The organism is Nocardioides humilatus, from assembly GCF_008373755.1.
Classification (GTDB): domain Bacteria; phylum Actinomycetota; class Actinomycetes; order Propionibacteriales; family Nocardioidaceae; genus Nocardioides; species Nocardioides humilatus.
The window spans coordinates 412,722-435,343 of sequence record NZ_VUJV01000001.1 but is presented as its reverse complement, the minus strand read 5'-3'; the positions used below and the strand labels follow the sequence as shown (position 1 = coordinate 435,343).

Sequence of the window (22,622 nt, the reverse complement as noted above, 5' to 3'; positions counted from 1 at the left end):
GCGGCATGACGTTCGAGCTGTCCCGTGAGCACGAGGAGTTCCGCCGTACCGTCCGCGACTTCGCGGAGTCCGCGATCGCGCCGCACGTGCCGCAGTGGGACAAGGACCACCACTTCCCGACCGATGTCGTCGAGCAGATGGGCGACCTGGGCCTCTTCGGCCTCGTCGCGCCGGAGGAGTACGGCGGCGCCGGACTCGCTCCCGAGGACGGTCCCTTCACGTCGCTCTGCCTGGCCATCGAGGAGCTGGGCCGCGTCGACCAGTCGATGGGCATCACGCTCGAGGCCGGGGTCGGCCTGGGGATCAACCCGATCCTGACCTACGGCACCGCAGAGCAGAAGCAGACCTTCCTGCCCGACCTCGTGGCCGGACGCAAGCTCGCCGCCTTCGGGCTCACCGAGCCGGGCGCCGGCTCCGACGCCGGTGCGACCCGCACCAAGGCCGTGATCGACGGCGACGAGTGGGTGGTCAACGGCTCGAAGCAGTTCATCACCAACTCGGGCTCGTCGATGACCTCCGTGGTCACCGTGACCGCCCGCACCGGCACCCGCGAGGACGGCAGCGCCGAGATCTCCGCGATCGTCATCCCGGCCGGCACGCCCGGCTTCACTGCTGAGCCCGCCTACGACAAGCTCGGCTGGCACATCTCCGACACTCACCCGTTGTCCTTCGAGGACTGCCGCGTCCCGGTCGACCACCTGCTCGGCGAGCGCGGTCGGGGCTACGCCCAGTTCCTCGCCACCCTCGACGACGGCCGGGTGGCCATCGCCGCCCTTGCGGTCGGCCTGATCCAGGCCTGCGTCGACCTCTGCGTCGACTACGCCGGCGAGCGGCAGACCTTCGGCGGCCCGATCGGTCGCAAGCAGGGCGTCGCCTTCCAGATCGCCGACCTCGAGGTCATGCTCCACGCCTCGCGTCTGCTGACCTACAAGGCCGCCGCGATGAAGGACGCGATGGACACCCCGGGTGGCCCGTCCATGAAGGACTTCAAGCACGCCGCCTCGATCGCCAAGCTCTACTCCTCGGAGTCGGCGGTCACCGCGACCCGCATCGCCACCCAGGTCTTCGGCGGCTACGGCTTCATGGAGGAATACGCCGTCGCCCGCTTCTACCGCGACGCCAAGATCCTCGAGATCGGCGAAGGCACCTCCGAGGTCCAGCGGATGCTCATCGCCCGCGGCCTGGGGCTACCTGTCGAGTGACCACAGCTCGGTCCACTCGTGGCCGAGCTCGATGACCAGGTCGCGCAGCAGAGGCAGGCTGACGCCGACGACGTTGTGGTAGTCGCCGTCGAGACCGGTGACGAAGGCGCCGCCGAGGCTGTCGACGGTGAAGGCGCCGGCGACGTGAAGGGGTTCGCTCGTGGCGACGTAGGCCTCGATCTCGGCGTCGGTGACGTCGGCGAAGTGGACCGTGGTCGACGCGGTGGCCGCGGCGACCTGGCCGGTGGCGGTGTCACGGAGGCAGTGGCCCGTGTAGAGCACGCCCGAACGGCCGCGCATCGACTGCCAGCGACGGATGGCGTCGGCGGCGTCGGCGGGCTTGCCGAGCGCCTCACCGTCGAGCTCGAGCACCGAGTCGCAGCCGAGCACCAACGCGTCGGTCGGCACGTCGTCGCGCTCGGCCACGGCCGCGCACTTCAGCTCGGCGAGCTGTAGGGCCATCTCGAAGGGCGGCAGGCCGTCGGCCTGTGACTCGTCGACACCCGACACGATGACGACGGGATTGAGGCCGGCGGACCGCAGGGTCTTGAGCCGGGCGGGGGAGGCGGAGGCGAGGACGAACGTCGGCACGCCCGCACCCTACGCGTCAGCGCACGTGCTCCACCGCGACCCCGAGCCACGCCGCGAGCTCGCCGATCTCCTGCTCGACCGCGTCGCCGATCGCGGGGTCCCAGGCGAAGTCCTCGTGGACGGCGAAGACCCGCAGCAGCCCGGCCTTGCGGTCGACCTTGGCATCGAGCTTCCCGACCAGCCGGTCGTCGTGGAGGATCGGCAGCGCGAAGTAGCCCCATCGGCGCTTCGCTGCGGGCTTGTACATCTCCAGGACGTAGTCGAAGTCGAAGAGCTCCAAGGCCCGGTCGCGGTCGTAGACCAGCCGGTCGTACGGCGACAGCAGCGCCGTACGCCCTTCGAAGTCGTCGTCGGCGGCCGCCAACGCGTCGGGGTCGACCCGCCACTCACCGCCGACCCCGTCGATCACGCAGGGCAGGCCACGGTTGGCTGCGGCGACCTCCTCGCCCTGGATCTTCGACGTACGCCGGGCAACGCCGAGCGACGCCAGCCGCCGCTCGTCGAGGAGCGCCTTGGCATCGTCGTAGGACGGGATCTCGAGGTCGGCGGGGTAGACCCGCTCGGGGAGGTCCCAGGTGCGGAGCTTTCCGCGCCGCCCGCTGATCGCCACGTCACCGACCCGGCAGAGCATCTCCAGCAACCGGTCGACGTTCTTGTCGTTGGTCCAGCCCGACGACTGCCACGGCACCTGGGAGGTGTCGGGCACCTCGGCGGCCGTCACCGGCCCCTCGGCCGCGAGCAGGGCGAGGACGTCGGTGCGGAAGCGGGCGTTGGCCTCCAGCCACTCGTAGGTGCTGGAGTGCATCCGGTCCCGGGCCGTGGCCAGCACGAGGCCGATGTCGTCCATCGGCCGGATGAAGGAGGACTGCTCGACCAGCGAGCGCTCCTCCTCGAGCGCGAAGCGCAGGTCGGAGTGCTCGTAGCCGTCGCCGAGGCGCGACCACGCGACGAGGTCGACGTTGGGCGCGATCGCGGCCGTCGGGTCGATCTGCAGCATCGTCAGCTGGTCGACGGTCGAGAAGAGCGACTCGGGTCGCTCGGCCCCGAGCAGCTGCGCCCGGACGGCGATCTGTCGCGCTTGCGCCCGGTCGAGCTCGATCACGGCGCCCTCGGTTTCAGAGCCGGCCGAGCGCGCTCTTCAGCGGGTCGAGCCCGATCGATCCCAGGTCGAGGGCGGCGGTGTGGAAGGCCTTGAGGTCGAAGTCGGCCCCCTTCCGGGCCTTCACCTCGTCGCGAGCCTCCAGCCAGATCCGCTCGCCGACCTTGTAGGACGGCGCCTGCCCCGGCCAGCCGAGGTAGCGGTTGACCTCGAAGCCGAGCTGGCCGTCCTCCATCCGCGAGTGACCGCGCATGAACTCGTGGACCAGGTCGCCGTCCCACACCTCGCCCGGCCGCCAGCCGAAGGGGTTGTCCTTCGGGACGGTGAGGCCGAGGTGGACGCCGATGTCGACGATGACCCGCGCGGCACGGAAGCCCTGCATGTCGAGGAAGCCGAGGCGGTCGCCCGGGTCGTCGAAGTAACCGAGCTCGTCCATCAACCGCTCGGAGTAGAGCGCCCAGCCCTCGCCGTGACCGCTGATCCAGCACATCAGCCGCTGCCAGCGGTTGAGCAGGTCAGCGCGGTAGACGACCTGCGCGCACTGGAGGTGGTGGCCGGGCACGCCCTCGTGGAAGACGGTGGTCGTCTCCTGCCAGGTCGAGTAGCGCTCGTGGTCCTCGGTGAAGGAGAACCACATCGTGCCGGGGCGGGAGAAGTCCTCCGAGGGCGGCGTGTACCAGGCGCCGCCGTCCTGGGTCGGTGCGACCTTGCAGGCGATGGTTTGGATCGGCTCGGCGATGTCGAAGTGGACGCCGTTGAAGCTCGACAGGATCGTGTCGGCCTTCTCCTGCATCCAGGCCTCGAACGCCTCGCGACTGCCGCAGTCGCGGGCCGGATCGGACTCGAGCGCCTTGACCGCGTCGTCGATCGAGCCGCCCGGCACGATGCGCTGCGCGGTCGCGGCCATGTCGGTCTCGATGCGCGCGAGCTCCTCGAAGCCCCAGCGGTAGGTGTCCTCGAGGTCGACCTCGGCGCCGAGGAAGTAGCGCGACTCCAGCGCGTAGTGGTCGCGCCCGACGCCGTCGCGCTCGCGTCCGCGGGGCGCAAGCTCGGTCTCGGCGAACCGCCCGAACTCGGCGTACGACGCCGATGCCGTTGCCGCGACCTGCTCGAGCCGGTCGCGCATCTCCTCAGGGGCGGACGCGACGAGGTGGGCGAAGTAGTCGCGCCCGGCGCCGGTCTGACCGGTCCAGCCGCGGATCTGACTGGCGACCTCGACGTACTGCCGTCGTGACGACACCCGTCCCGCCGCGGCCTCGACCTCGAGCGTTTCCCGGTAGCCGGCGAGCGCAGCCGGCACGGCCGCGAGGCGATCGCCGATGGTCTGCCAGTCCTCCGTGGTCTCGGTGGCCATCAGGTCGAAGACCTCGCGGACGGCGTGCATGCTGCTGCTGATGACCGAGAACGCCGAGCGGTCGTAGCCGGCGTCGATCTTCTCTACCTCCAGGCCGACCCGCTCCAGGAAGGCGTCCTTGGCGACCTGCTCGCGCTCGTCGGTCGCCTCGAGGGCTCGGACGTCGGCCAGTGCGCGGCGCGTCAGTTCGTCGCGGGCGTCGAAGCCGGCGGGGGAGAGGTCGGGCAGCTTGTCGTCGTGACCCGGGATGCCGGCGAAGGTCGCCGTGATCGGGTCGAGGGCGACGACATCCTCGACGTGCTGGTCGGTCCGAGAGTCCACGGGTCGCGTCATGACGTGACCCTACGACTCCGCGCCGACGTCGTGCACGCGAGATACCGACCGAGCGGTCAGTTGTGCGGTCCGGCCAGCGGTCAGTCGGAGGTGCGTGCGCTGCGGGCGCCAAGGAGAAGCGCCCCGGCGATCGCCGACTCCAGGGCGATGAAGCCGACCATCTTCAGGCTCGGCCGACCCTCGAAGACCGACGATGCCGCGCGCCCCGCCGCCATGCCGGCGGTGGCGAGCCCGATCGCCGTACCGGACGCCGGCGTCGCCACCAGGCTGGCAGCGAAGGCAAGCGGCAGACCGCCGTAGACGGCGCGGATCTCGGTGCGGGTGTCGGCGTTGGGCGCCGAGTAGCCGATCACCGAGGGGACGACGTCGGGCTTGAGGAAGGAGGCGAGGCCGAGTCCGGCGTAGGCGGCGGCGCCGGTCGCGATGAGACGGTTCATGTGCCCATCCTGCTCGCAGCGGTGTAGCGGTTGGCAATGACCTGCAAGTGCTCGGCGAGTGCCGGCGGTGAGATGACGGTGAAGTCGAGGCCGAGCATGCCGATCCAGACCGCGACGACCTCCAGGCTGTCGCCGCCCGTCACGAGCAGGCAGCGCTCCTCGTCGACGGGTTCGACCGTCCCCACGGCCGGGTTGATGCGGGCGATGACCTCGTCGACCGGCGCATCGATGAGCAGTCGGGCGTGGACGGCCCACCCGGTCCGGGCGACCTCGCGGACGACGAACTCGGTCAGGTCGCCGGGGAAGTCGGTCGGCGAGAACCGCCGGCCGCCCGGCGTCCGCAGGGTCAGCCAGTCCACCCGGTACGGCGACCACGACCCGCTCGCGGGATCGCGCCCGACGACGTACCACCGTCGCTGCCAGGCCACCAGGCGGTAGGGCTCGAACTCGACCCGCTCGTCGGTGTCGGCGGGGCGGTAGAACGCGCGCAGCCCGTCGTGGTCGCGGATCGCGGCGGCGATCGCGGTGAGGACGGCCGGGTCCACCTCGGGGTCCTCGACGTTGGAGTCGGTGTTGACCGGTCCCGCAGCGGTGGCGTCGCGCAGGGCGGCGAGCTGGCGTCGGAGCCGGTCGGGCAGGACGTGCTCGAGCTTGGCCAGCGCCCGGGCGCCGCTCTCCTCGAAGCCGGCGACGCCGGTGACGGTGCGCAGACCGACCGCCACGGCGACCGCCTCCTCGTCGTCGAGCAGGAGCGGAGGCAGCTTCGCCCCCACGCCGAGCCGGTAGTGCCCGTCGCGCCCGCGCGTCGCGTCGACGGGGTAGCCGAGCTCGCGCAGCCGCGCGATGTCGTTGCGCACGGTGCGATCGGTGACGCCGAGCCGTGCGGCGAGCTCGGGACCGGTCCAGTCGACCTTCGCCTGCATCAGTCCGAGCAGCTCCAGCACCCGTCCCGAAGTCTTCTTCACGGATGCCATTTAACAGGAAACAACTGTTCCTGTATGGCTCCTAACGTCGTCCTCACCAACCCGGAACCCCCACCGAAAGGCACGACCATGACCGAGCAGATCACCCCCTTCGCCGTCACCGTCACGCAGGCCGACCTCGACGACCTGCAGCAGCGCCTCGAGCGGACCCGCTTCGCGCCCGCCGTGCCCGGCGACTCGTGGGACTACGGCACGCCCGAGAGCTACCTGCGCTCGATGGTCGAGCAGTGGAAGTCCTTCGACTGGCGGGCCATCGAGGCCCGCATCAACGACTACCCGGGCTTCGTCACCGACATCGACGGTCAGCGGATCCACTTCCTCCACGTCCGCTCGCAGGTCGAGGGCGCCACGCCGCTGCTCCTCGCGCACAGCTACCCGGGCTCGCTCCTCGACTTCATCGACATGATCGACCCGCTCGTCGACCCCGAGTCCCACGGCGGCCAGGCGTCCGACGCCTTCCACCTCGTCATCCCCTCGATGCCCGGCTTCGGCTGGTCGACCCCCGTCGTCGACACCGGTTGGACGATGGCCCGCGTGGCCGGTGCCTACGACCAGCTGATGCGCCGCCTGGGCTACGACTCGTACGGCGTGCACGGCAGCGACGGGGGAGCGATGGTCGGCCGTGAGCTGGCCGTCCTCGACCCCGAGGGCTTCCGCGGCGCCCACGTGCTCCAGCTGTTCTCGTTCCCCTCGGGCGACCCGACCGAGTTCGAGGCCTTCGGCCCGAAGGAGTACGCCGCGCTCGAGCACCTCGGGTGGTTCCAGTCCGTCGGCGGCTACAACCAGATGAACGGCACCCGCCCGCAGACGGTCGCCGCCGGCCTCGCGGACTCGCCCGTCGCCGTACTCGCCTACAGCGAGCTCTTCGAGAGCTTCGGCAACGGCACGAGCCTGGTCACCTCCGAGCAGGTCCTCGCCCAGGCGTCGCTCTACTGGCTGACCAACACCTACGGCTCAGCAGCGCGCTACCACTTCGAGGAGGGCCGCACCGGCGCCGAACCCGCGGTGAGCAAGGGCCGGATCGGCGTCGCCGTCTTCCAGGACGACTTCCAGACCATCCGCCCGCTCGCCGAGCGCGACAACGCCAACATCCAGCACTGGACCGAGCACCCCGCCGGCGGCCACTACGCCGCGATGGAGGTCCCGGCCGAGGTCGTCGCCGACCTCCGGGTGTTCTTCGGCTGACGCCGAGACCCGTCGTACCTGACGTAGATGTCGCGATTCGGCCGATTCGCGGCACCTGCGTCAGGTGCGTTGCAACGAAACCGGGTGCCGACCCGTCGGGAGGGTGTGACCATGCGAGCGGAGGTGATCGTGAGCGCTGTGCGACCGGACGACTTCGCGTCCTACGTCGCCGTGCGCAGCCACGCTCTCCAGCGGTTCGCCTACTTGATGAGCGGCGACGCGGCCGAGTCGGCCGACCTGGTGCAGGAGGCGCTGGCGCGTGCCTACCCGCGGTGGCGGGGGCTGGTGAAGCGCGGCACTCACGACGCCTACGTCAAGCGCAGCATCGTGAACGGATCGATCGATCGCTGGCGGAAGCTGGGGAGGGTGGTGCCCGTCGCAGACGTCAGTGAGTACGACGGCCGGACCGCCCCCGCTGTGGACGGGACCACCGACGCCGACGAGGCCTGGCGATTGTGCGCCGAGCTTCCGCCAGTGCAGCGTGCGGCGGTCGTGCTCCGGTTCCACGAGGACCTCGCCTTCGCCCAGATCGCCGAGGTGCTCGACTGCGCTGAGGCGACCGCCCGGTCACACGTCCACCGCGCGCTCGCCAGTCTCCGGGGGCGTCTCACGACGGGAGTCGACGATGACTGACGACCAGGACCAGCGCGCCGAGGCCGCCTTTCGCGCGGCCTTCCTCCGGCGCGCCGGCGAAGCCCCTTCAGATCACGTCGACGTGGGGCTGGTTGCCCGGCGGCGTACGCCGTGGATCGCCGGCGCTGTCGCGGCCGTGGTCGTCGGCATCATCGCTGTCCCGGTGGTGTTGTCCGGCGACAATGGGGGTGGCGGGGAGTCCCGGCGCGCATCCGAAGGCACGTCCGGCCGTGGGCCACAGCCACCGACGAGCACGCGGTGGGTGTCCTACCGCGGCATCGAGATCGCCGTGCCGCAGTCCTGGGGCTATGACTACAACCCGGGCCGCCCCGACTGCATCTACGCCGACGAGCTTCGCGGCGGTCGGCGTCCGGATGGTGTGCCCGACGCGCCCTTCGTTGAGATCGACGCGTCCGGCCGCGCCGTCACCCTCCAGGGCTGCATGCCGGATCCCGACATCCGCGGGCCGGAGGAGTTCGGACAGCTCCCCTTCGCGCTCTGGGAGCCTTACGTCTCGCTTGAGTCGGCGTCGCGGAACCTCGCACCTGTCGACGGGGAGTGGAGCTATCGCGGCTGGACGCTCACCCGCCGCACCGTCGCGGCTGCGCAGATCACGGTGCTCGCCGAGGACCCGGCTGTCGCCGACGAAGTGTTCGGCTCGGTCCGGTCCGTCGCCATCGACACCAACGGGTGCAAGACGACCTCCGACGCGGCGTCGGCGGGGTTCTCGCGCCCGGCGACCTCGCTGGGGGAGCGCCCGTCCCCGATCGTCGCCGTGTGCCTCTACGACCGACGGGATCCGTCGGGCCTGGTCGGGTCGCGGCAGATGACGGGAGCAGACGCCGAACGGCTGTGGCAGGCGATCCAGGACGCTCCGGAGGGAGGCGGCCCCGACACCCCGAAGAACTGCACCGACGACTACTACGGCGACCAGGCCATCGCCCTCAGGTTCCTCCCCGAGGACTGGACGCCCCGGGACGTCGCCTACCCCGAGGTGTACGTCTACTACGACTGGTGCTTCGGCAACGGCATCTTCGACGCGACGACCACGCGTTCGCTGACCAGGGACAGCTGCCGTCCGCTCTTCGAGGAGCGGCCGATCAACATCTGGTCTGCCTCAGGTGGCGTGGCCGCCCTCTGCTGGCCACGCTGACCCGCGACGAGATCGCGCGGGTCAGCGACCACCGCGGGCGCTGGCCTGCCAGGCCCCGCGGTGGTGGAAGTGCGCACCGCGCATCCGGCGCGCCGGGGAGGCCCACTCCGAGCGGGGCTTCTCCGGCGCCGGTGCGCTGCCGCCCATGGCCGAGAAGACGGCCACGATCGCGGCGACCTGCTCGGGGGTGGCGTCGGGGTTGACCACCCGGAGCATCGGCGCGGCCGGCTCCGGAGTGGTCGCCTCGGCAGGGGCCTGGTCGCTCACAGCGGGATGTTCCCGTGCTTCTTGGGCGGCAGGGTCTCGCGCTTGGTCTTCAGCAGGCGCAGGGCCCGGACGATCTCGACCCGGGTCTCGTGGGGCTGGATGACCGCGTCGATGTAGCCGCGCTCGGCCGCGATGTAGGGGTTGGCCAACGTGGTCTCGTACTCGTCGATGAGCTCCGCGCGGCGGGCCTCGACGTCGCCGCCCTCGGCCTCGACGGCCGCCAGCGTGCGGCGGTGGATGATGTTGGCCGCGCCCTGGGAGCCCATGACCGCGATCTGGCCGGTCGGCCAGGACAGGTTGATGTCGGCGCCGAGGTGCTTGGAGCCCATGACGTCGTAGGCGCCGCCGTAGGCCTTGCGGGTGATGATCGTGACCAGCGGGACGGTGGCCTCGGCGTAGGCGTAGATCAGCTTGGCGCCGCGGCGGATGATGCCGGTCCACTCCTGGTCGGTGCCCGGCAGGAAGCCGGGCACGTCGACGAAGGTCAGCACCGGGACGTTGAACGCGTCGCAGGTCCGCACGAAGCGCGCAGCCTTCTCCGAGGCGTCAATGTCGAGGCAGCCGGCGAACTGCATCGGCTGGTTGGCCACGACGCCGACCGAACGGCCCTCCACCCGGCCGAAGCCGACGATGATGTTGGGCGCGAAGAGCGGCTGGACCTCGAGGAACTCGTCGTCGTCGAGCACGGTCGTGATGACGTCGTGCATGTCGTAGGGCTGGTTCGGGCTGTCCGGGATGATCGTGTCGAGCGCGAGGTCCTCGTCGGAGAACGACGTGTCAGCGACCTCGTCAAAGGACGGAGCCTCGTCCATGTTGTTCTGCGGGAGGTAGGACAGCAGCGCCTTGACGTATTCGATCGCGTCTTCCTCGTCGGCGCCCATGTAGTGGGCGTTGCCCGACTTGGTGTTGTGCGTGCGCGCACCGCCGAGGTCCTCCATCGAGACGTCCTCGCCGGTGACGGTCTTGATGACGTCGGGACCGGTGATGAACATCGCGGAGGTCTTGTCGACCATGATCGTGAAGTCGGTGACGGCGGGGGAGTAGACGTGGCCGCCCGCGCAGTTGCCCATGATCAGGCTGATCTGCGGGATGACGCCCGACGCGTGCACGTTGCGGCGGAAGATCTCGCCGTAGAGACCCAGGGAGACGACGCCCTCCTGGATGCGGGCGCCGGCGCCCTCGTTGATGCCGATGATCGGGCAGCCGGTCTTGATCGCGAGGTCCATGACCTTGGTGATCTTCTCGCCGTAGACCTCGCCCAGCGAGCCGCCGAAGATCGTGAAGTCCTGGGAGAACACACAGACCTGGCGGCCGTCGATCGTGCCGTAGCCGGTGATGACGCCGTCGCCGTAGGGGCGGTTCTTCTCCAGGCCGAACGCCACCGACCGGTGCCGCGCCAGCTCGTCGAGCTCGACGAAGGAGCCCTCGTCGAAGAGCTGCTCGATCCGCTCGCGAGCGGTCTGGCGACCCTTCGCGTGCTGCTTCTCGACGGCCTTCTCGCCAGCGGCGTGAACGGCCTCATCGAGGCGCTTGTCGAGGTCGGCGAGCTTGCCCGCCGTGGTGTGGATGTCCGGCAGCTCAGGGGTGCTGGTCGGTTCGGCAGTCACGGTTCTTGGCCTCCTACGAGTTCTAGGGAAGGGTAGTGGCCGTGACCGGAGACTCCGACCAGCGCCCACCCCTCGATGCAGCGGTGCTACAACAGGAACTGGCGCTCACGCCTGACCTGAGCCTCGAGCTGCTCGCCGAGAGCCCGTCGACCAACCAGGTTGCCGCCGACCGGGCCCGGGACGGGGCGCCGGACGGTCTCCTCGTCGTCGCCGACCACCAGACGGCCGGTCGTGGCCGCCTCGACCGCACGTGGGAGACGCCGGCAGGAGCCGCGATCACCTTCTCGCTCGTGCTGCGGCCGACCGTGCCCGCGGCCCAGTGGCCCTGGCTCCCGCTGCTGACCGGCCACACCGTGTCCAAGGCGCTGGCCGCGTTCGGCTACAACACCCGCGTGAAGTGGCCCAACGACGTGCTCATCGATGGCCTGAAGGTCGCCGGCATCCTCGTCGAACGCATCGAGACGTCCGACGGACCTGCAGCGGTCGTCGGCGTCGGCATCAACGTGTCGACGAGGGCCGAGGAGCTCCCGGTGCCGACGGCGACCTCGCTCCAGGTCGCCCACGCCGACCTGACGCCGACCCGTGAGGGCGTGCTCCTCGGTGTCGTCGCGGGCCTCCGTGAGGGCTTCGACGCCTGGCAGGCCGGTGGCGCCGACGCCGCCCAGCGCCTCGCGTCGTCCTACGTCGCCCACTGCGCGACGGTCGGGCAGGACGTCCGCGTCGACCTCCCCGGCGGTACGGCGATCAGCGGCCGCGCCGTCGACGTCGACCTCGACGGCCGCCTGGTCGTGGAGACGGCCGAGGGTCGGCAGCTGGTCGGCGCGGGAGACGTGGTGCACGTCGTTCCCGAATGACCCTCCCGCTGGTGACCCGTGGGGTGCGATGATCCCTCCCGTGGCCATCTCTTCGAAGCTGCTCAACCCCGGCGAGAAGCTGGTGGTGTCGTGCCGCCAGCACCCCAAGGCGCTCTTCGGGCCGATCCTCGCGCTGGTCTTCTTCCTCGCGGTCGGCGTCGCCCTGCAGGTCGTGCTCGGCACCGACAGCGACGCGACCCTGTGGACGTCGCGCGTCGTGTGGATCATCTGCGCCGTCGGCATCCTGTGGTTCACGGTCCGGCCGTTCTTCGACTGGCTGACCACGGTCTACGGCGTGACCGACCGCCGGTTGATCACGCGACGCGGCATCCTGACCCGCCAGGGCCACGACATCCCGTTGTCGCGCATCAGCGACCTGTCGATTGAGATCAACCTCATCGACCGGCCGTTCGGCTGCGGCAGCCTCGTCGTCACCGACGCGTCCACCTTCGGCGTGGTGCGGCTCAACGACATCCCGCAGGTCGAGGCGACCCAGCGCCAGATCAACGAGCTCCTGCACGCCCTCGACGGGCGCGGCCACAACCCGCGCACCGAAGGTGTCTGACGGGTCGGTCCCGGGCGGCAACGACCTGGAGCGCGCCCTCCTCGGCCAGGAGCCGACCTTCACGGCCGCCGAGGTGGCGGCGCGCGCCGGTCTGCCGGAGTCGCAGCTGCGCCGGATCTGGCGCACCCTCGGCTTTCCCGAGCGCGGCGACGACCGCGCCTACAACGAGGACGACCTCGAGGCGATGTCGTTGCTCGCCCAGCTGGTCGAGGACGGGCTCTTCGACTACGACCTGGTGCTCAATGTCGTCCGCGGCGCTGGCCTCAGCATGGCCCGGCTGGCCGACTGGGAGGTCGGCACGCTGATCCAGCGCATCGAGGACGTGTTCGTCGACCGTGTCGGTCCCGGCTCCCCGTCGGAGGCGACCGACTGGCTCTTCGGTGCCTACGGCGACAGCTTCGACCGGCTGCTGCTCTACACGTGGCGCCGGCACGTCGCCGCGGCGGTCGCACGGATCGACCTGATGCGGGCGGTCGACGCCGACCCGCACACGACTCACCTCACCGTCGGCTTCGCCGACATCGTCGGCTTCACCGCGCTGTCCAACGAGCTGACGCGCGACAAGATCGGCGACCTCGTCGAGATCTTCGAGACCCGCTGTGGCGACGTGATCGCTGCCAACAGCGGCCGGCTGATCAAGACCATGGGCGACGCCGTGCTGTTCGTCAACGACGATCCGCTCGCCGCCTACGCCACCGCCGAGGGGATCATCCACGTCGTCGGCCGCGACAAGCGGATGCCCGACGTCCGGATCGGGCTCGCCACCGGCTCGGTCGTCTTCCGGCTCGGCGACGTCTACGGTCCGCCGGTCAACCTCGCGGCTCGGCTCACCCAGGTCGCGCGGCGCAACCGGATGATCGTCGACCAGGCCACGGCCGACGGGTTGCCCGCCGACCAGATCGAGACGCGGCCGCTCCCTGCGCGGCCGATGCGGGGGTTCGGGGTGATGGAGCCCCTCACCACCCGTCGGCTCTGAGGCGGATTCGGCCCAGAAGATCCAATTGCAAAATTATGTGGGAAGCGCCAACGGCCAGGGTGCCCCAACTTCTACCTTGAGCGTGTGTTCGAGGTGCAAGACGTGCGACTCGACCCGGCAAGCCGCCGCGCATGGCGAGATGACCGGGAGATCCTGCTTTCGCGCAAGGAGTTCGACCTGGTCCTCGCACTGATCTCGAAGGCGGGTTCGGTGGTCACCCGCGACGAGCTGATGCGCGACGTCTGGAACGCCACGTTCTGGACCTCCTCGAAGACCATCGACGTCCACCTCGGCTGGGTTCGCCGCAAGTTCGGCGACGACACCCGTCACCCCACGCTGATCACGACGGTGCGGGGCCAGGGTCTCCGGTTCGAGACGACCGCACCGGTCAACGCCTGAGCTGGCTGGTGGATAAGGTTCGGGCGTGCCCGAATCTGCTCCCCGCATCGCCGTCATCGGGGGTGGCCAACTGGCCCGGATGATGGCGCAGCCGGCGATCGCGCTCGGCGTACCTCTCCGGCTCCTGGCCGAGGCCGAGGGCGTCTCCGCCGCGCAGGTCATCCCCGACCAGCTCGTCGGTGACTACCGCGACCTCGCGACGCTCCGCCAGGTCACCGACGGCTGCTCCGTGGTCACCTTCGACCACGAGCACGTGCCGACCGAGCACCTCCACGCCCTCGAGGATGCCGGCGTTGCTTGCCGTCCCGGTCCCGAGGCGCTGGTCCATGCCCAGGACAAGATCGTGATGCGCGAGGCCATGACGCGGCTCGGTGCGCCGCAGCCGCGGTGGGCCGTGGTCAGCTCAGAGGGCGACGTCGAGGAGTTCGGCCTGCCCTGCGTGCTCAAGGTCAGCCGCGGCGGCTACGACGGCAAGGGCGTCTGGGTCGTCCGCACCACCGAGGACATCGCTGAGCCGCTCGCAGCCTCCGAGGCGGCGGGCGTGCGGCTGCTCGCCGAGGAGCTCGTCGACTTCAGGCGCGAGCTGTCCGCCCTCGTCGCCCGCGCCCCGAGCGGCCAGGCGGCCGCTTACCCGGTCGTCGCCTCGACCCAGCTCGACGGCATCTGCCACGAGGTCATCGCGCCGGCCCCCGACCTCGACCCGCACCGCGCCGCGCAGGCCCAGCAGCTGGCCCTGCGCGTGGCTGGCGAGCTCGGCGTCACGGGCGTCCTCGCGGTCGAGCTCTTCGAGACCTCCGAGGGCGAGATCCTCGTCAACGAGCTCGCGATGCGGCCGCACAACACGGGTCACTGGACCCAGGACGGCGCGGTCACCTCGCAGTTCGAGAACCACCTCCGTGCCGTTCTCGACCTGCCGCTCGGCTCGCCGGCGCCACGGGCCACCTGGACCGTGATGGTCAACATCCTCGGCTCCGCTGACCCCGAGGTCGGCCACCTCTACGACGGCTACCCGCACGCTCTCGCGCGCGACCCGCAGCTGCGGGTCCACCTCTACGGCAAGGACCTGCGCCCGGGGCGCAAGGTCGGCCACGTCAACGCCTACGGCGACGACCTCGAGGACGTGCTCGAGCGCGCCCGCCACGCCGCGGCTTGGTTCCGCGGCGACCTCGGCAACGACTCCGACTAGCTGAGCAAGCCGTGCTCGTGGGCGAACACGACGATCTGCACCCGGTCCCGTAGGCCGAGCTTGCGCAGGATCGCCCCCACGTGGGTCTTCACCGTCGACTCGCTGAGGTGGACGACGCCCGCGACCTCGGTGTTCGACAACCCCCGGGCGACGGCAGCGAAGATCTCGCGCTCCTTGTCGGTCAGGGCGAGGTAGGGAGGCGGCGGGGTCCGGGGCGCGTCGAAGGTGCGGTCGAGCAACCGGGTGAGGTCCTGCGGGGCGATCACGGCGTTGCCCGTCGCCACGGTCCGGATGGCCTCGGCGAGCTGCTGCGGCGTCGTGTCCTTGAGGAGGAAGCCGCTGGCGCCGTACCTGATCGCAGCGGCGGCCCGGTCGTCCAGGTCGAAGGTCGTGAGCACCACGACGCGGAGCACCTGCTGGCGACGTGCGGCGCGCTCGGGTGCGAGCAGCTGGCGGGTGGCCTCCACGCCGTCCATCTCCGGCATCCGCAGGTCCATCAGTACGACGTCCGGCGCCGTCTCCTCCGCGACGGAGATCGCCTCCAGACCGTCGGCGGCCGTGCCGACGACGCGCATCCCCGGCTGGGCGTCGACGATCACGCGCACGCCTTCGCGGAAGAGGTCCTGGTCGTCGACGAGCAGCACCCGGATGTCGTCGGTCGGGGGCAGGTCGGGGGCGCTCATGCGGCCCTCGTCGGGACCCACGCGGTGACGGTGAAGGTCGGCTGTCCCGAGCCGGTGCGCGGGCGGACGTCGAGGCGTCCGCCGACCGACTCGAGCCGGCGGCGCATCCCCTCCAGGCCATGTCCGGGTGTCGCTGCGGTCTGCGTGTCGGTGTCGATCACGTTGCGCACCTCGATCCTCAGCTCGTCCTGCCAGTGCCGCTCCACGTGGACCGGCTCGTCGCGCCGGCCGTGCCGGATCGCGTTGGTCAGCATCTCCTGGAGCACCCGGTAGGCCACCGTCGCCAGCTCGGGCGGCATCGGTCGGGGCTCCCCGATCTCAGCCGCGATGACCTCGTGCCCGCTGGCCCGGACGCCCTCGACCAGGTCGTCGAGGCCGCCGTTGGGCGGTCGGTCCCCGGTCGCGCCGAGGACCTGCCGCACGTCCTGCAGCGACGTCCGCGCCGAGGTCGCGATCGTCGCCAGGGTCTGCTTCAGGCGCGCGGGGTCGTCGTCGGGGAGGTACTGCGCCGACTCGGCCTGGGCGAGGATCACCGCGAGGGAGTGACCCACCACGTCGTGGACGTCGCGGGCCAGCCGCGCCTGGCCCTCGCGCACGTCGGCGAGCTCGGCGGCCTGGTCGCGCTCCCGAGCCGTCTCGACCTGCTCGGCACGGGTGCGTGCCTCGCGGCGCAGCACCCGGAGGAGCACGCCGACCAGCCACGGCACGACCAGCAGCGCGGTGCCGAAGAGCACCACCCGCGTGAGCAGGGAGCGCAGCGAGTCGGCACCCAGCGCGGAGTAGTAGGCCTCGTTGGCGGACGGGACGTCGAGCAGCTCCAGGCCGGCGCCATAGGTCAGCACGAGGAGCAGTGCGATCGCGGGGACGGATGCGGCGCTCGCGACGAGGGTCGCGATCGAGCCGTAGCGACCGCAGCCGTAGGCGATCACCGCCACGGACAGCTCGACCAGCAGGAGGGGGACGTCGTTCCAGAGCTGGAGGAACGCGAGCGCCCACAGCAGGCCCAGGGCGATGCCGGGACGCGCGCGGTAGGCGGCGACCGCGACGGCGAAGCCGCACACGAAGGCGACCAGGTCGCGGTCGGGCATGGAGGTGCGGATCTCGGCGGTCAGGACCTCCCACACGCCGAAGCCGAGGACGGCCGCGCCCACCGCGACGCCCGTGAGCACACCCGTGGGGGCGCGCCACCGATCGGCTGGAGTCTGCACGCCCCGATCGTGCCATCCGGCCCGGCCGGGCCGGATCACCGCAACGCGTCCGCGACCATGCGGTCGAGCAGCTCGGGGTAGGCGATCCCCGCCGCGGCGAACATCCGCGGGGCCTGCGAGTGCTCGGTCAGTCCCGGCATCGTGTTGACCTCCAGCAGCACCGGGCCGTCGGTGGTCAGGAAGAAGTCGATCCTGGCCAGGCCGCGGCAGCCGAGGGCGTCGTACATCCGGACCGCGGCAGCGGAGAGCTGGTCCTCCTCGTCACGGGTGATCTGTGCGGGCACCCGCAGGTCGGCCGCGCCGCCGTACTTGGTGGCGTAGTCGAAGATGCCGGGCCCGACGATCTCGAGGGCCGGCGCGACGACCCGCTCGCCGTCGGCGGTGCCGAGGACCGCCACGTCGATCTCGCGTCCGTGGACGACCTCTTCGACAAGCACCCGCTCCCCGTGGAGGAACGCCTCCTTCAGCGCCGGCTCGAGGTCGGCCGCGTGCTCGACGAGGGACACCCCCTGGCTGGAGCCGGCAGCGACCGGCTTGACGACGACCGGATCGGTCCAGGCCAGGTCGGGCGCCGTCGACGGAGTGACGAGCCGCCCCGCTGCGACGCGGACGCCGGCGGCGACCGCGACGAGCTTGGTGAGGTGTTTGTCCATCGCCGTCGCACCGGCCGGCGCGGGCGATCCGACGCACGGCAGCCCGGCGAGCTCGCACAGCGCCGCGATGGTGCCGTCCTCGCCGCCGGAGCCGTGCACGGCGGGGAAGACCACGTCGCACGAGGAGAGCAGCGCGACCGCGCCGAGCACGCCGAGCGGTCGGCCGCCGTGGTCCTGCCAGCCACCGCAGCGGGTGACCGTCACCGGCACCACGTCGTACGACGACCGGGGCAGTGCGGCTGCGACCGCGGCTGCCGAGGCGAGGGACACGTCGTGCTCGCTGTTGGCGCCACCTCCGACGACGGCGACCCGGAGTCGTCCGGGTCCGCTCAACGTCGTGCCGTTCATCGACGCACCCGGTGGCCGATGCCGGTCACGATCTCGTGCTCGATCGTGTCCGACCAGCGCGCCCAGTCGGCGACGGTCGGTTCGCCCAGGTCGCCGGGCCCGAAGACGGTCGCGACCTCGCCGACCGTGACCGGCGCCGCACCTGCGTCGACGACGACCTGGTCCATCGAGATCCGGCCGACCACCGGGCAGCGGCGACCGTGGAGCCAGACCTCAGCCCGGTTGGAGGCGCTGCGCGGGAGACCGTCGGCGTAGCCGAGCGGCAGCAGGGCGAGCCGTGTGCTGCGGGTCGCCGACCAGGTGTGGGTGTAGCCGACCGGGGTGCCGGCCTTGACGTCACGCACCGAGACGACCGGCGCGGTCAGCGTCATTGCCGGGTGCAGCGGGGTCGTGCCGGAGGGGTCGATCCCGACCAGCCCGGCGCCGACGCGGCACAGGGTGTGGCGGCTCAACGGATCCGTGAGCGTCGCCGCCGTTGCGGCCAAGTGGCGCAGCGGCGGGCGCAGGCCCTGGCGTCGCGCGACGGCGACGCCCCAGGCGAAGCGGTCGCGCCCCTCCTTGTTGGCCGGGTGGCCGGGTTCGTCGCCCCGCGCCAGATGACCCATCACCCCGACAACCCGGATCCTCCCGGCGCGCTCGGCCCGATCGGCCGCGCGGCACAGGCGCGCCCAGTCGCGAGGGGAAGCGCCCTCACGGGCCATGCCGACGTCGAGCTGCAGGTGCACGCGCGCAGGGCGGCCGGCGCGGTCGCTCGCGGCGACGACCGCCGCGAGGTGCTCGAGTCCCGGCACGGCGACGTCGACGCGATAGGTGATCGCCGCCGAGAAGTCGAGCTCGGCCGGGTTGAGCCAGCTCAGGACGGGAGCGTCGATGTCGTCGAGGCGGAGGGCGACCGCCTCGTCCAGGCTCGTCACCCCCAACCAGGACGCGCCGTTGCGCAAGGCGGTCCGCGCCACCTGGGTGGCGCCGTGGCCGAACCCGTCGGCCTTGACCACGGCCATCAACGCGCGGCCGGATCGCTCGGCGAAGAGCCGGGTGTTGGCGGCGACCGCCTCCAGGTCGACCTCCAGCGTGGCCGCCGCGGGGACGGCCGTGGCGAGGGCGGTCATCGACCGGCTCCAGCCGGCTCCCGCACGTCGACCGGTCCGTACGGCGCGAACGCGGCGCCGGTCATCAACGCCCAGTAGCGGTCGCCGTAGCTCCAGTGCCACCACTCGGTCGGGTAGTTGACCAGGCCGGCGCCGGACAGGGCGTCGGCGAGGACCAGGCGGAGCGCCCGCGCCTCGAGGCCGATGTCGGGGGAGGCGAAGTAGCAGCGCCCGCCGCTCTGCTCCGGCGTTGCGTCGATCGGGGTGCCGAGGTCGAGCGGGCTGCCGGACTCGTCGACCAGGGTGAGGTCGACCGCGGCTCCGGCCACGTGCGGAGCCACCTCGAGCGGTGCGACGAAGCGACTGACGAGCCGATCCAGCTCGGCGCCCGTCACGGCGGGGTGCGCGCGCCGTACCTCCTCGGAGTAGGCGTCGATGATGCGGCGCTGGTCGGCGACGCTGCGGTGCCCCTCGACCACGCGGAGCCGGATCCCGGTCGGGAGTGCCAGGTCGGCCCGGTAGAGCCGGTCGGCGAGATGGGCCCGGACCCGTGCGCCGTCGGGCGCGATGCCGGGGTGGAGGGCGACCAGCGGGTCGCCGGACTCCAGGACCGGCACGGCACTGACCTGCGGGTCCGAAAGCAGCAGCGGAGGATTCATGGACATGACGCTAGGTAGATCGGCGGGCCACCGCCTCGGCCTGAGGTGCCGATCCGCGGCACCTCGGGATGAGGCCCCGAGGTCGGGGGTCGATAGCCTTCGGCCCATGACCGCAGGGACTGCACGGGTGGGCATCGTGATGGGCTCCGACTCCGACTGGCCGGTGATGCAGGCCGCCGCGGAGGCGCTGACGGAGTTCGGGGTGGCCTACGAGGCCGATGTCGTCTCCGCTCACCGGATGCCGCAGGAGATGCTCGACTACGGCAAGGGTGCCGCCGCGCGCGGCCTCTCGGTGATCATCGCCGGTGCCGGTGGCGCCGCCCACCTCCCCGGCATGCTCGCCGCGGTCACCCCGCTCCCCGTGATCGGTGTGCCGGTGCCGCTGAAGTACCTCGACGGCATGGACTCCCTCCTCTCGATCGTGCAGATGCCGGCCGGCGTGCCGGTCGCCGCGGTCGCGGTCGGCGGGGCGCGCAACGCCGGCCTTCTCGCCGTACGGATCCTCGGTGCGAGCGACCCGGCGCTGCAGGAGCAGATGACCGCCTTCCAGGCCGACCTCAAGGCGGCAGCCCAGGCGAAGGGCGCGGTCGTCCGGGACGCCCAGTGATCGCGCCCTGGAAGGACCAGGCCGCGATCGACCGGATGCTCGACGAGGGCCAGGTGTGGGCGGTCGTGGGTCTGGGCGGCAACCCGTGGCGCACGGCCTACTCGATCGCCCAGGAGCTGCAGGAGCGCGGCAAGCGGATCGTGCCGATCCACCCGAGCGCCGACGGCGAGCTGACCGTCCTCGGTGAGCTCGTCTACTCCTCCCTGGCGCAGGTGCCGTTCGCCGTCGACGTCGTCGACGTCTTCCGCCGGTCCGAGGCGGCCGGGGAATTCGCCGACCAGGCGGTTGCGATCGGCGCCCAGGGCGTGTGGTTCCAGATGGGCGTCGTCGACGAGGACGCCTTCCGCCGTACGACGGAAGCCGGCGTCGCGATGGTGATGGACGTCTGCCCCTCGCAGCAGTGGTTCTACCGGGAGCATGCCCGGGCGTGAGGTCGCTCACAGCCCCGGCTGTTCCTGGGACGCCGAGTCGCTGACAAACAGTAGGACTTCCTACTATCTCCACGTGAGCAACCCTGACTTCCCGCATTACGGCCTCTCCGAGGAGCACCAGGCGATCCGCGAGGCGGTGCGCGCGATCTGCGACGCCAAGGTGGTCCCCTTCGCTGCCGATGTCGACGAGCAGGCGCGCTACCCGCAGGAGGCCGCCGACGCGCTCCTCGCGGCTGACTTCCACGCACCTCACGTGCCCGAGCAGTACGGCGGCGCCGGTGCGGACGCGCTCGCGACCGTGCTGGTGATCGAGGAGGTCGCCCGCGCCTGCGCCTCGGCCTCGCTGATCCCGATCGTCAACAAGCTCGGCTCCGTCCCGGTCCAGATCGGCGGCTCGGAGGAGATGAAGGCGAAGTACCTCGGCGCGCTCGCGCGCGGAGAGGGTGGCTTCTCCTACTGCCTCTCCGAGCCCGACGCGGGCTCCGATGCCGCGAACCAGAAGACCCGCGCAGTCCGCGACGGCGACTCCTGGGTGCTCAACGGCGTGAAGCGCTGGATCTCCAACGCGGGCGTGTCGGAGTACTACACGGTGCTGGCAACGACCGACCCCGACAAGGGGTCGAAGGGCATCTCGGCGTTCGTGGTCGAGAAGTCCGACGAGGGCGTGTCCTTCGGCGCTCCGGAGAAGAAGCTCGGCATCAAGGGCAGCCCGACCCTGGAGGTCTACCTCGACAACGTGCGGATCCCTGCCGACCGGCTGATCGGTGAGGAGGGCAAGGGCTTCCAGTACGCCATGCAGACCCTCGACCACACCCGCATCACCATCGCTGCGCAGGCCGTCGGCATCGCTCAGGGTGCGCTCGACTACGCGCTCGGCTACGCCAAGGAGCGCCAGCAGTTCGGTCGGCCGATCGCCGACAACCAGGGCCTGCAGTTCCTGCTCGCCGACATGGGGATCAAGGTCGAGGCGGCCCGTCAGCTCACCTACGCCGCCGCCGGTCGCTCCGAGCGCGGCGATGCGGACCTCACCTTCTTCGGCTCCGCCGCCAAGTGCTTCGCCTCCGACGTCGCGATGGAGGTCACGACCGACGCCGTCCAGGTCCTCGGCGGCTACGGTTACACGCGTGACTACCCGGTGGAGCGGATGATGCGCGACGCCAAGATCACCCAGATCTACGAGGGCACCAACCAGGTGCAGCGGATCGTCGTCGCCCGGCAGCTGCTCGCCGGCATCCAGTCGGAGATCTGACCTCGATGTCGGTCCGCGGCCGCCTCGCCCGGCTCTCGCTCGACCCGCTGCCCCCGGTCGGGGCTCGGCTGCGGGGCGGCGCCGTGCCCGTCGCGGGCAAGCGGATCCTCGTCACGGGAGCCTCGTCGGGCGTCGGCCGAGCCGCGGCCGTGCGGCTGGCCGCCCAGGGGGCGACCGTGCTCGCCGTCGCGCGGCGTCAGGACGAGCTCGACGCGCTCGTGACGGAGGTCGGGGGCCGTGGTGGCACGGCGCACGCCCTGCCCTGCGACCTGTCCGACGCCGACGCCATCGACGCGCTGACCGCCGAGGTGATCAGTCGGTTCGGTGGCGTCGACGTGCTGGTCAACAACGCCGGCCACTCGATCCGGCGCTCGGCCGCCGACACCACGGACCGGCAGTACGACCACGACCGGCTCATGCGGCTCAACTACCACGCTCCGGTGCGGCTGACGCTCAACCTGCTCGAGCCGATGCGCGAGCAGGGCGGCGGCCAGGTCATCAACTCCTCGACGTGGGGGGTGCCGGGCGGCCTGATGCCGATGTTCACCGCCTATCACGCCTCGAAGGCGGCCCTGGCCGCCTTCTCCCGCAGCCTCCAGGCCGAGGAGAGGGAGCACGGCATCGTCGTGACGTCGCTGCACTTCCCGCTGATGCGGACCCCGATGATCGCGCCGACCCAGGCCTACGCCGCCCGGGCGGCCCTCGATCCCGACGATGCCGCGCGCTGGGTCGTCCACGCGGTCCGGCACCGTCCCGCCGAGATGACACCCGCATATGCGACCCTGTTGGACGCGATCGGGTTGATCTCGCCGCGCCTCGCCGAGAGGCTGGTGACGGCCGCCCGGCCGTGACCGTCGCCGGGGTGCGACGTT

Annotated in this window: 25 protein-coding genes; 13 read left to right on the top strand and 12 right to left on the bottom strand. The window is 71.3% G+C overall.

All coding sequences use genetic code 11. The annotated features are described in order from the left end of the window. Positions 1 to 5: 5 nt before the first annotated feature. Positions 6 to 1,202, top strand: coding sequence for an acyl-CoA dehydrogenase family protein (locus F0U44_RS01975; RefSeq protein WP_149726574.1), 1,197 nt, complete (start codon positions 6 to 8; stop codon positions 1,200 to 1,202). Here the strand turns inward: F0U44_RS01975 and F0U44_RS01970 are convergent. The 5 genes from F0U44_RS01970 to F0U44_RS01950 form a co-directional block, all read right to left on the bottom strand. Continuing rightward, complete coding sequence (locus F0U44_RS01970) at positions 1,188 to 1,793, bottom strand: Maf family protein (RefSeq protein ID WP_149726573.1); 606 nt, start codon at positions 1,791 to 1,793, stop codon at positions 1,188 to 1,190. The genes F0U44_RS01975 and F0U44_RS01970 overlap by 15 nt on opposite strands. A gap of 16 nt (positions 1,794 to 1,809) precedes the next feature. After that, on the bottom strand, positions 1,810 to 2,895 hold the full coding sequence (locus F0U44_RS01965) for a DNA glycosylase AlkZ-like family protein (protein WP_149726572.1): 1,086 nt from the start codon (positions 2,893 to 2,895) through the stop codon (positions 1,810 to 1,812). Between the two features lie 13 nt (positions 2,896 to 2,908). Then, positions 2,909 to 4,579 (bottom strand): DUF885 domain-containing protein, encoded by a 1,671-nt coding sequence (locus F0U44_RS01960; RefSeq protein WP_149726571.1) that lies wholly within the window; start codon positions 4,577 to 4,579, stop codon positions 2,909 to 2,911. 80 nt (positions 4,580 to 4,659) lie between these two features. Next, positions 4,660 to 5,016, bottom strand: a complete 357-nt coding sequence (locus F0U44_RS01955; protein WP_149726570.1) for a DUF4345 family protein — start codon at positions 5,014 to 5,016, stop codon at positions 4,660 to 4,662. Beyond that, entirely contained in the window at positions 5,013 to 5,981 is a 969-nt protein-coding gene (locus F0U44_RS01950) for a helix-turn-helix transcriptional regulator (protein WP_149726569.1), read from the bottom strand. The genes F0U44_RS01955 and F0U44_RS01950 overlap by 4 nt, the downstream gene beginning before the upstream one ends. Positions 5,982 to 6,068: 87 nt before the next feature. Here F0U44_RS01950 and F0U44_RS01945 point away from each other — a divergent pair, with 87 nt between their 5' ends. The 3 genes from F0U44_RS01945 to F0U44_RS01935 all read left to right on the top strand — a co-directional run bounded on the left by F0U44_RS01945 (position 6,069) and on the right by F0U44_RS01935 (position 8,970). After that, complete coding sequence (locus F0U44_RS01945) at positions 6,069 to 7,184, top strand: epoxide hydrolase family protein (protein WP_149726568.1); 1,116 nt, start codon at positions 6,069 to 6,071, stop codon at positions 7,182 to 7,184. Positions 7,185 to 7,295: 111 nt separating this feature from the next. Next, positions 7,296 to 7,817: a sigma-70 family RNA polymerase sigma factor gene (locus tag F0U44_RS01940; protein ID WP_149726567.1), complete on the top strand. Its 522-nt coding sequence runs from the start codon at positions 7,296 to 7,298 to the stop codon at positions 7,815 to 7,817. Further along, positions 7,810 to 8,970 (top strand): hypothetical protein, encoded by a 1,161-nt coding sequence (locus F0U44_RS01935; RefSeq protein ID WP_149726566.1) that lies wholly within the window; start codon positions 7,810 to 7,812, stop codon positions 8,968 to 8,970. The genes F0U44_RS01940 and F0U44_RS01935 overlap by 8 nt, the downstream gene beginning before the upstream one ends. Before the next feature lie 21 nt (positions 8,971 to 8,991). Here F0U44_RS01935 and F0U44_RS01930 read toward each other — a convergent pair whose 3' ends face one another. Next, a complete protein-coding gene (locus F0U44_RS01930) occupies positions 8,992 to 9,237 on the bottom strand; it encodes an acyl-CoA carboxylase subunit epsilon (protein ID WP_223163549.1) in 246 nt (81 codons plus the stop codon). After that, positions 9,234 to 10,844, bottom strand: a complete 1,611-nt coding sequence (locus F0U44_RS01925; protein ID WP_149726565.1) for an acyl-CoA carboxylase subunit beta — start codon at positions 10,842 to 10,844, stop codon at positions 9,234 to 9,236. The genes F0U44_RS01930 and F0U44_RS01925 overlap by 4 nt, the downstream gene beginning before the upstream one ends. A gap of 41 nt (positions 10,845 to 10,885) precedes the next feature. Here F0U44_RS01925 and F0U44_RS01920 point away from each other — a divergent pair, with 41 nt between their 5' ends. From F0U44_RS01920 to F0U44_RS01900, 5 genes are all read left to right on the top strand, one after another. Next, positions 10,886 to 11,698, top strand: a complete 813-nt coding sequence (locus F0U44_RS01920) for a biotin--[acetyl-CoA-carboxylase] ligase (protein ID WP_149726564.1) — start codon at positions 10,886 to 10,888, stop codon at positions 11,696 to 11,698. A 40-nt stretch (positions 11,699 to 11,738) separates the two neighbouring features. Beyond that, on the top strand, positions 11,739 to 12,263 hold the full coding sequence (locus tag F0U44_RS01915; protein ID WP_149726563.1) for a PH domain-containing protein: 525 nt from the start codon (positions 11,739 to 11,741) through the stop codon (positions 12,261 to 12,263). Continuing rightward, positions 12,256 to 13,239 carry an adenylate/guanylate cyclase domain-containing protein gene (locus F0U44_RS01910; RefSeq protein WP_149726562.1) on the top strand — a complete coding sequence of 328 codons (984 nt, stop codon included), beginning with the start codon at positions 12,256 to 12,258 and terminating at the stop codon, positions 13,237 to 13,239. The genes F0U44_RS01915 and F0U44_RS01910 overlap by 8 nt, the downstream gene beginning before the upstream one ends. An 84-nt stretch (positions 13,240 to 13,323) precedes the next feature. Then, positions 13,324 to 13,638: a winged helix-turn-helix domain-containing protein gene (locus F0U44_RS01905; RefSeq protein WP_149726561.1), complete on the top strand. Its 315-nt coding sequence runs from the start codon at positions 13,324 to 13,326 to the stop codon at positions 13,636 to 13,638. 25 nt (positions 13,639 to 13,663) lie between these two features. Continuing rightward, positions 13,664 to 14,824, top strand: coding sequence for a 5-(carboxyamino)imidazole ribonucleotide synthase (locus tag F0U44_RS01900; RefSeq protein ID WP_149726560.1), 1,161 nt, complete (start codon positions 13,664 to 13,666; stop codon positions 14,822 to 14,824). Here the strand turns inward: F0U44_RS01900 and F0U44_RS01895 are convergent. Genes F0U44_RS01895 through F0U44_RS01875 form a run of 5 tightly spaced genes read right to left on the bottom strand, consistent with a single transcriptional unit; the run spans position 14,821 to position 19,463 of the window. Continuing rightward, complete coding sequence (locus F0U44_RS01895) at positions 14,821 to 15,507, bottom strand: response regulator (protein ID WP_149726559.1); 687 nt, start codon at positions 15,505 to 15,507, stop codon at positions 14,821 to 14,823. The genes F0U44_RS01900 and F0U44_RS01895 overlap by 4 nt on opposite strands. After that, positions 15,504 to 16,715 (bottom strand): sensor histidine kinase, encoded by a 1,212-nt coding sequence (locus tag F0U44_RS01890; protein WP_149726558.1) that lies wholly within the window; start codon positions 16,713 to 16,715, stop codon positions 15,504 to 15,506. Before F0U44_RS01890 ends, F0U44_RS01895 begins: the two co-directional genes overlap by 4 nt. Positions 16,716 to 16,750: 35 nt before the next feature. Then, complete coding sequence (locus F0U44_RS01885; RefSeq protein ID WP_149726557.1) at positions 16,751 to 17,716, bottom strand: D-alanine--D-alanine ligase family protein; 966 nt, start codon at positions 17,714 to 17,716, stop codon at positions 16,751 to 16,753. Then, complete coding sequence (gene alr, locus F0U44_RS01880; RefSeq protein WP_149726556.1) at positions 17,713 to 18,825, bottom strand: alanine racemase; 1,113 nt, start codon at positions 18,823 to 18,825, stop codon at positions 17,713 to 17,715. Before alr ends, F0U44_RS01885 begins: the two co-directional genes overlap by 4 nt. Next, positions 18,822 to 19,463 carry a M15 family metallopeptidase gene (locus F0U44_RS01875; protein ID WP_149726555.1) on the bottom strand — a complete coding sequence of 214 codons (642 nt, stop codon included), beginning with the start codon at positions 19,461 to 19,463 and terminating at the stop codon, positions 18,822 to 18,824. The genes alr and F0U44_RS01875 overlap by 4 nt, the downstream gene beginning before the upstream one ends. 106 nt (positions 19,464 to 19,569) lie before the next feature. Between F0U44_RS01875 and purE the strand changes: the two genes are divergently transcribed. The 4 genes from purE to F0U44_RS01855 all read left to right on the top strand — a co-directional run bounded on the left by purE (position 19,570) and on the right by F0U44_RS01855 (position 22,601). Further along, positions 19,570 to 20,070: a 5-(carboxyamino)imidazole ribonucleotide mutase gene (gene purE / locus F0U44_RS01870; RefSeq protein ID WP_149726554.1), complete on the top strand. Its 501-nt coding sequence runs from the start codon at positions 19,570 to 19,572 to the stop codon at positions 20,068 to 20,070. Next, positions 20,067 to 20,501 carry a CoA-binding protein gene (locus F0U44_RS01865; RefSeq protein WP_149726553.1) on the top strand — a complete coding sequence of 145 codons (435 nt, stop codon included), beginning with the start codon at positions 20,067 to 20,069 and terminating at the stop codon, positions 20,499 to 20,501. Before purE ends, F0U44_RS01865 begins: the two co-directional genes overlap by 4 nt. Positions 20,502 to 20,574: 73 nt before the next feature. Continuing rightward, complete coding sequence (locus tag F0U44_RS01860; protein ID WP_246160239.1) at positions 20,575 to 21,750, top strand: acyl-CoA dehydrogenase family protein; 1,176 nt, start codon at positions 20,575 to 20,577, stop codon at positions 21,748 to 21,750. A gap of 5 nt (positions 21,751 to 21,755) precedes the next feature. Beyond that, on the top strand, positions 21,756 to 22,601 hold the full coding sequence (locus tag F0U44_RS01855) for an SDR family NAD(P)-dependent oxidoreductase (RefSeq protein WP_149726551.1): 846 nt from the start codon (positions 21,756 to 21,758) through the stop codon (positions 22,599 to 22,601). The last annotated feature ends 21 nt before the right edge of the window (positions 22,602 to 22,622 follow it).